The sequence below is a fragment of the Nostoc sp. UIC 10607 genome, assembly GCF_047228265.1.
GTDB lineage: Bacteria > Cyanobacteriota > Cyanobacteriia > Cyanobacteriales > Nostocaceae > Nostoc > Nostoc foliaceum_A.
Genome location: NZ_JBIQNW010000134.1, coordinates 1 through 6,342, shown reverse-complemented (window position 1 = coordinate 6,342; position 6,342 = coordinate 1). Strand labels below are relative to the sequence as shown.

The following is a 6,342-nucleotide window of genomic DNA, read 5'->3' as shown; positions in this document are numbered from 1 at the left end:
TTTGCAAAGCTTATGGCTCAGTCGTTAGGTTAAGTAATATTTCGCCAGCAGTATCAAAAGTTGCCAAGAACCATAATGTGGTTTCAAAAATGGCTTGTTTGCAGTTTTAACGATTTATGTTTGCAGTTCGCTACACTTAGGCATCCATTTAGGGAAGGTAGGTAAAAATTCCAAAAACTTTTGCCCGACTCTAAGACTAATATTCAATAATTGTCAAAATTGGCACATTAGGCAGATGTTTACGTCCTTCTAAATCTCGCAGCTCGATAATAAAGGCAAAGCCTATCGGTTTGCAACCCAATTGCTGCACCAAATTAACCGTAGCACTAACAGTTCCACCCGTGGCGATTAGATCATCCGCAATCAGAACCCGGCTTCCCGGTTCTAAAGCATCTTGATGTATCTCTAACCTGTCTACGCCGTAATGCAATTGATAATCAACTGAGTAAACCGAGGAAGGCAACTTACCGGTTTTACGGACTGGAACAAAACCAATTCCCAACTTATAAGCCAAAGGTGCACCAACAATAAAGCCCCGCGACTCTATCCCCACCACATAGTCTGCATTTAGCTCAGCAGCAGTAAATTTTTCGGCTAGGAAATTAATTGTGTAATTTAGCCCATCTGGGTCGCTCAGGAGCTTGGTAATGTCCCGGAATAAAATTCCAGGTTTGGGAAAATCAGGTATGTCACGAATTAGAGACTTTAAATCCATATGCTTGTGTTGAAAAATAGCGAATTAACTAGCACTAACTTTTGAATTGAAAGGCAAAAGAGACTCAAGGCACGATATTTACTATCTTGCTTAGATGCAACTTCAATAATGGAACTACCAAAATAAGGTAGCTACTTACGGAGTTTGTACAAACAGCATTCAAACTTATCAAATAATTCTGCTGAATTAGGGGAATAGGTGAAATAAGAAACTAGCTCAGTTTAGAAAATAGACAGGAAGTGAAACCTGCCAGGTTTTCATCAGCTTTTCCGCCAAGTTTTCTGTATGAACGGTGCGTTGATCTTGATTTTAAGCTATGCGCTTAGTGATGGTTTCTGTGTTTTTTACTTAGCTAATACTACTCCAAACTTTTTAAAGTAGGCTTCTATTGCTGAACACGTTGTTATAGTCAAATTATCTGGAAGATTGTTCAGCGGAAACCATTGTACTTGACGTATAGCATCAGGTTCAAGATTTCTAATCTCTCCTCTTATGATCTCCACTAAGAAAGTAGGTGCGACCCAATGTGCATTATCGGTTGGCACAATGTGGTTTGTCACACAAAGCATATCTTCTATTCTGACATTTATTCCAAGTTCCTCTTTAAGTTCTCGCGTAATTGCATCTTCTAGTTTTTCCATAAATTCGACTTTTCCTCCTGGAATACTCCAATATCCTGCTTCTGGAGGTTTGTTTCGCAGTTGTAGCAGAATGTTATTTTCACTATCAATAATAAATCCACCTACCCCTACTCTTGGGTACTTTTCTTGCATCATACTTTAACTCCTTTGTTACGGTTCAAATTTTACTTTTTTTCATTTCATTACAGGTTGAGACAACTTTATTTTTATGCCAGAAAGGGACGAAAAACTATTATAATTTCTGCATTAATAGAAAATAAAAAATTTTATTGAGTATATCTAAGTCTATGCTCTTATGTTTACTTGATTATCCATATAGCCATACCTGTACCAATCCATTTGCCAATATTTGAAGCAATTTGGTGTACTGCAATTCTAGAATATTTAGAAACGGGATAACCGCTAGAGTAATACCAAGTTGTCGATGCAATATAAGTACCAGAATTAACAATACCCATTACTAGAAATAATACCATAAACTCAGATATAGTGTAATGAAAAGTGCTTGTGATGATGAACACAATAATCACATGTGCGGACAGACTGATGAGATAAGTATAAATCTCTCCTAAACCAGTGCAAATTCGCCGCCATAAAAATTGACCACCAGCATGGGTTAAGCACTGTATTGCTAGAAATATTCCAACAAATTCCTCTGTAATACCGGGCATTTTCGTTAATTTTGCTGGAATATAGGAGTACCAGAAATTAAAAACTACCAGGTCAACAATAATAAAGCAGATTCCACTAATTGTCTTGACAAGATTTTCTGAAAAAACTAGATTGTTTACTTCTTCTTCAGAAGTAACCTGATTGAACTGAAAGTTATTATGAAATCTTTGAAAATATACCACTGCTAAATAAATCAGTAATATACCAACTATTGATATAATCAATCTACCAAAAATAATGAAAAAATTATCTCCAGCTAGAAAACATGCACAAACAAATCCAAGAGCAGTACCGATTACTTTAAGCGCATTAAATGTAGAGAGATTTTGGCGAAGGGATGTCTGCTTAGCTTGATTAATTGCTATGCGCAGGCTTGACGTTTGATTCCCTACTAAACAAATTCCCAATATTACTGCAAAAAAATAGTACAGCCAAGACATTTTCAGTCCTGGTAAGCCGCTAAACAACAACAAAAGCAAAGTTCCACATAAAATATCCGCTACGCAAATCCATTTAACGATGAATTTTGCAAATTGCTCAAAAAACCAAATAAACATTAGTACCATAATCCCTGAAAAACCGACTATTGGCAATGACTCCAATAGAACCTGATTTTCTCGATCAATAAGTGGTACACATACGAGAAAGAAGATGTTTATAAAATTGAGTAATAGTGTAACACTGTTGAGTAAGGCAAGGTCACTTAGTAATAAATGCTTGAAAACCAATCTTTTTACCATTTACTCAGCACCCGTATTAAATCAATTGTAGTGTCATTCAACAGGACCAGATATGGTATCAACACCATTACGACTATGCCATCATATACCCAAGCAGACATGACAAGTGATATATCTTCTAAAGTAAAATTAGCAGGTTAAGAGCAATTTAGGAACAAAAAAGTCGAGAATTACTTATTAATACTTTATTTCACTCATGCCCTGCTAATTTACCCCCACTACCGTGCGAAACTCACGGGTTTTCGAATAGGCTTCTCAGACGAACAAGACAAAATATCCCTCGCCACAATCACCCCGGTAGTAGCTGCTTGAACAATGCCTCTAGCCCAGCCCATAGCATCACCAACAATGTAGAAACCTGGTACTGTTGTAGTTAGATTTGGCCCAACAATCATACGATCCCAACAAAGTTCCCAAACTGGTGCATGTAGCAAGGTGTCGTCACTACCAATTTCAGGGCAAATGCAAGATAATTTATCCAGAAATTCTTCAGCAGCACTACAAACGTATTCTGGAAGAAGCCAGCGCAAATTAGTAGGAGTAGCATCAATAAGTGTCGATTGAATACTATTAGCTCTCAACGCCTCAAGACTCGTTGGTCTTCTGGAAACAAAGTCTCCATAGCGTTGTACTACAGTTCCACCATGACCTGATGCCTTATTTACTGCCTGGATAATCCCCAATTGCATCGATATTGGATCAATATTTTGTGGAAAATTCTTTCTTACTAGGATGCTAAAATTGGAATTATTAGATTTTTTTGAATTAAATGAATAACCACTAATTGTGCATATTTTTTGATTATTTTCCAGATAGTCATCATAGAAGCAACTTACTAGATAACCGCCATCGCAAAGACAAAAAGTTCGAACTTCAGCATCATCTAAAGTTTCCATCTTTAGTTTTGCATCTAAATGAGACTCAGATAACGCTTTTATTGCAGATCTACTCGTTTCTACTCGTACACCAAGTTCAATGGCATTAAAATCAAAGCCAACATTAAGCTTTTGACAAATTTTTCTTAAAATTAGACCTGATGACTTTCCTGTTGCCATTACTACATAATCTGAGGATATTCGTAGAGTTTGCCCCCGGCCATCTTTTACAGTACTAACAAAAATGTTCTCAAATTTTTCAATATCTAAAAATTGGGTTTGTGTCATCAAAGTAACACCTAAATTAATAAGTTGCTTTTCTAACTCTATACAGTACTCTTGAATACCCTCTGTACCTACATGGTGTACGTCGTAGCATTTAAAATTCATCTGATTATCAATGGCAAGTTGCGCGACACAAGAGGTGTTAGACTCAAATGCTTTGGAAGTTGTAGCCTTATCATGGTAAACACTTTCAAGAAAGGCATTAACTACATATTCATTTATGCTCTTAACTGTGGACTCGCTACCCGTTATTTTAACTAGGCCACTACCAGCAGGGAACAAAGATAACTTACCATCTGAGAACATACCAGCCCCCCCTACTCCCTGTACTGCATGGCACGTATTGCATTGAGTACAGTTACCTTTTTCCACCAGTGGACAGTGTCGTTTTACTATTGAACGACCGCTGTCTATCAAAGCTACTTTTTTATTTGGAGAATTTAAAAGTATTTCGCGTGCTAAAAATAACCCAGCTGGACCAGATCCAACAATAGTTACATCAAAGTGTTTACTGTTCATTAATGTATCTCCTTGCTTTTATAAAAATCATTGGTGTGGCTGTGAGAAGCCTTGTAGTTCATTATTGTCGACTGCTACTTGTGAAAGAAGAGGTGAAATGAGCATTTAACTTAAATTCACTGTGAATAACTAAGTTTTTTACTTTCAGGTAGTAGTCACTTGTTCAAGCATTAACTTAGAATATTCTGCCGTTTCAGGAACTGGAGTTAGATAGTTACCAGTGAAACAGGCGGAACAGAAATTGGTAGAGTCTTTTCGAGTTTCTTCTAACATGGCATCCCAACTTAGATAAGCAAGAGAATCAACACCAATTTGCACTGCGATCTCTTCAACTGACTTAGCTGTAGCAATTAGTTGAGCCTGACTACCGATATCAATGCCATAAAAGCAGGGGTAAGTAACTGGAGGCGAGGAAACTCGCATATGCACTTTCACTGCTCCTACATCACGCAAAGCTTTGACCAGTTTACGGCTGGTAGTACCTCGAACAATCGAGTCATCCACAATCACAACTCTTTTGCCACATAGCACATCTTTGAGAGGGTTAAATTTCATGCGGATACCGGACTCGCGCATGGCTGGTGTAGGCTGGATGAAGGTGCGCCCGACGTAGCGATTTTTAATCAATCCTTCCGCGTAGGCAATGCCAGAGGCTTGGGAAAATCCTATAGCGGCGGGGATACCAGAATCAGGAACACCAAGAACAATATCAGCATTGGCAGGAAATTCTTCAGCCAGTCTTTGCCCTAATCGCAGTCGGTAGCTATACAAATTCTCGTTGTGCATAAGGCTATCAGGGCGGGCAAAGTAAATCATTTCAAAAATACACAGCTTTCTCTGAGGTTTCTCGCTCCACTGGAAAAAAGCCAAACCTTCTTCAGTAATCCAAACCAATTCACCTGGTTTCACATCTCGCAGGTATTTGGCACCAATGATGTCTAAACCACAAGTCTCAGAAGCAAGGACATAACGAACTGGATTAATACCCAAAGTACCAATTACCAAGGGGCGAATGCCATTAGGGTCACGTACACCCATTAGGCCAACAGGAGTACCAATGACTAAGCTAAAAGCTCCAAGAAGGCGATGAAATGCCCGGATTGAACCTTGTAATAAGTCTGCACCAGCGTTGATTTCTTCAGCAAGCGCAAAAGCAATCATTTCTGAGTCAGTCGTAGTGACTAAGTTGCAGTTTTTCTTCAGCAACTCATCCCGCAGATGCATAGTGTTGACTAAATTACCATTATGTGAAACTGCAAGTGAACCCAAACGGGTTTCGACAACAGATGGCTGGGCGTTGACTTTGTGGCTAGAGCCTGTGGTTGAGTAACGGGTGTGACCAACAGCTATGCTACCAGGCAAGTCGTTCAAAATTGATTCATTGAAGACTTGCGACACCAAACCCATATCTTTGTAAAAGTGCACTTGTGTACTATCAAATGTGGCAATGCCAGCTGATTCTTGTCCTCGGTGCTGGAGGGCATACAATCCAAAGTAGGTTAGTTTAGCAACCTCTTCCTCAGGTGCATAGATGCCAAAAATTCCGCAAGCTTCTTCTAGCTTGTCTTTGTCAGAGTCTTGAAAATTAAGGTGGTTGACAATCATAACTACAGTAGCTCTGTAAAGTTGGACTTTCGACAAAATGACCTAAATAATTTGCGAGTGATTGTTGCTGATCTAGTGAATGGATTAAAACAAATATAAGTTTGGGGTAATAACGAAAGGCAATTAGATGAGTTGATACTGAAAGCTGTTGCCCAGACTGGACGACAGGTTTGGGGTAGACAGATTGGTTTGGGGTTCCCCTAACAGGACTTAGGGAGCAATGCGGTTTTGTCAGATCCGGTAAAAAACAAGCGATGCCTTCGGCGGGCGCAGCCATCGCAAAAATCAAA

The 6,342-nt window shown here is 38.9% G+C and carries 6 protein-coding genes; all 6 read right to left on the bottom strand.

The features are described 5' to 3' along the window. Positions 1 to 196: 196 nt before the first annotated feature. On the bottom strand, positions 197 to 715 hold the full coding sequence (locus ACEYW6_RS35480; protein ID WP_412983493.1) for an adenine phosphoribosyltransferase: 519 nt from the start codon (positions 713 to 715) through the stop codon (positions 197 to 199). A 344-nt stretch (positions 716 to 1,059) separates the two neighbouring features. Continuing rightward, entirely contained in the window at positions 1,060 to 1,491 is a 432-nt protein-coding gene (locus ACEYW6_RS35475) for an NUDIX domain-containing protein (protein WP_412983492.1), read from the bottom strand. Positions 1,492 to 1,655: 164 nt separating this feature from the next. Then, positions 1,656 to 2,768: a hypothetical protein gene (locus tag ACEYW6_RS35470; protein ID WP_412983491.1), complete on the bottom strand. Its 1,113-nt coding sequence runs from the start codon at positions 2,766 to 2,768 to the stop codon at positions 1,656 to 1,658. 218 nt (positions 2,769 to 2,986) lie between these two features. Next, positions 2,987 to 4,447, bottom strand: coding sequence for an NAD(P)/FAD-dependent oxidoreductase (locus ACEYW6_RS35465; RefSeq protein ID WP_412983490.1), 1,461 nt, complete (start codon positions 4,445 to 4,447; stop codon positions 2,987 to 2,989). Between the two features lie 144 nt (positions 4,448 to 4,591). Next, positions 4,592 to 6,052, bottom strand: coding sequence for an amidophosphoribosyltransferase (gene purF / locus ACEYW6_RS35460; protein ID WP_412983489.1), 1,461 nt, complete (start codon positions 6,050 to 6,052; stop codon positions 4,592 to 4,594). Further along, a partial coding sequence (locus tag ACEYW6_RS35455) for a hypothetical protein (RefSeq protein WP_412983488.1) occupies positions 6,033 to 6,342 on the bottom strand: 310 nt, incomplete at its 5' end. The genes purF and ACEYW6_RS35455, both read right to left, overlap by 20 nt.

Excerpts from the sequence above, each read along its gene's own strand:
- ACEYW6_RS35480 (WP_412983493.1), bottom strand. The coding sequence starts at position 715 with ATGGATTTAAAGTCTCTAATTCGTGACATACCTGATTTTCCCAAACCT.
- ACEYW6_RS35475 (WP_412983492.1), bottom strand. The coding sequence starts at position 1,491 with ATGATGCAAGAAAAGTACCCAAGAGTAGGGGTAGGTGGATTTATTATT.
- ACEYW6_RS35470 (WP_412983491.1), bottom strand. The coding sequence starts at position 2,768 with ATGGTAAAAAGATTGGTTTTCAAGCATTTATTACTAAGTGACCTTGCC.
- ACEYW6_RS35465 (WP_412983490.1), bottom strand. The coding sequence starts at position 4,447 with ATGAACAGTAAACACTTTGATGTAACTATTGTTGGATCTGGTCCAGCT.
- purF (WP_412983489.1), bottom strand. The coding sequence starts at position 6,052 with ATGATTGTCAACCACCTTAATTTTCAAGACTCTGACAAAGACAAGCTA.